The organism is Pseudomonas sp. PB105 (genome assembly GCF_009764655.1).
Lineage (GTDB): Bacteria > Pseudomonadota > Gammaproteobacteria > Pseudomonadales > Pseudomonadaceae > Aquipseudomonas > Aquipseudomonas cyclaminis.
This window is the reverse complement of sequence record NZ_RWIO01000067.1, coordinates 1-1,372: the sequence shown is the minus strand read 5'-3', so window position 1 is coordinate 1,372 and position 1,372 is coordinate 1. Positions and strand designations below refer to the sequence as shown.

General features: G+C 54.2%; 1 protein-coding gene. It reads left to right on the top strand.

Annotated elements, in window-relative coordinates:
• The first annotated feature begins 53 nt into the window (after positions 1-53).
• Positions 54-1,313: an IS256 family transposase gene (locus EJD88_RS17965; protein ID WP_015372597.1), complete on the top strand. Its 1,260-nt coding sequence runs from the start codon at positions 54-56 to the stop codon at positions 1,311-1,313.
• Positions 1,314-1,372: the final 59 nt, after the last annotated feature.

The window sequence follows — 1,372 nt, the reverse complement described above, 5'->3', positions numbered from 1 at the left end:
GGGACTGTCATAAATTTTGTGTTCGGGCATAACATGTTGATAGAGGTGCATGTATGCCGACCAAAAAGAAACCGGCCCGTGAGGCCCCGCGAGACCTTCCATCCATTCCCCAAGAGCTGATCGACCAGTTCGTCAGCGGCCCGATGAGTGCCGAAGCCATTCAGGATGCCTCGATGGCGTTCAAAAAGGCGCTGATCGAGCGAGCTCTTGGTGCCGAGTTGGGCCACCACCTTGGCTATCCTCAGGGCGCGGAGCGCCCTGAGGAGTCGAGTAACCAGCGCAACGGCAAGAGCGGAAAAACGGTGCTAACCGATGACGGTCCGCTGCGTTTGGACATTCCCAGAGACCGTGATGGAAGCTTTGCTCCGATTCTGATCCCCAAACACGAACGGCGTTTTACCGGCTTCGATGACAAGATTATCGCGATGTATGCCCGAGGCATGACGGTTCGCGAAATCCGGGCGTTTCTCTCTGAACAGTACGGAACAGACGTCTCTCACGATTTCATCAGCTCCGTCACTGACGCAGTGTTGGAGGAGGTTACCGCCTGGCAACAGCGACCGCTTGAACCGATGTACCCGGTAATTTTCTTCGATGCATTGCGAGTCAAAATTCGCGACGAAGGCTTGGTTCGCAACAAAGCGATCTACTTGGCACTGGGAGTATTGCCGGACGGAACGCGAGATATTCTGGGCATTTGGATTGAAACAACCGAAGGCGCCAAATTTTGGATGAAGGTCTTTAACGACCTGAAAACCCGAGGCGTCGAAGACGTCTTGATCGCCGTAACTGACGGTCTCAAAGGCATGCCCGAAGCGCTGAGTGCTGTGTTTCCTGAGACGACGTTGCAGACCTGCATCGTCCACCTGATCCGTAACAGCCTCGATTACGCCCCGTGGGATAAGCGCCGTGAGCTGGCCAAGGCACTGAAACCGATCTATCAAGCACTCAATGCTGACGCCGCAGAACAAGCGCTACTGGCTTTCGAAGCCGGGCCTTGGGGTAAGCAATATCCGACAGTCGTATCAGCTTGGAAACGTGCTTGGGATCGAGTTATCCCGTTCTTCGTGTTTCCCCCGGCGATACGCAAAGTGATCTACACAACCAATGCCATCGAGAGTATCAATGCCCAGTTGCGCAAGGTCATCAAGACGCGAGGCCACTTCCCAACGGATGAGGCCGCGACAAAACTAATCTGGCTGGCATTACGAAATATCACCGCGAACTGGGGCAGTGCAGCTCATGATTGGAAGAACGCAATGAATCAATTTGCGATTCTGTACGGAGATCGATTTATCAGGCCGACCTGGTAAAGATGGCCTGCCTGACGGCAGGCCGTAACCGGCCCGAACACAAAAAATCTGACACTCTC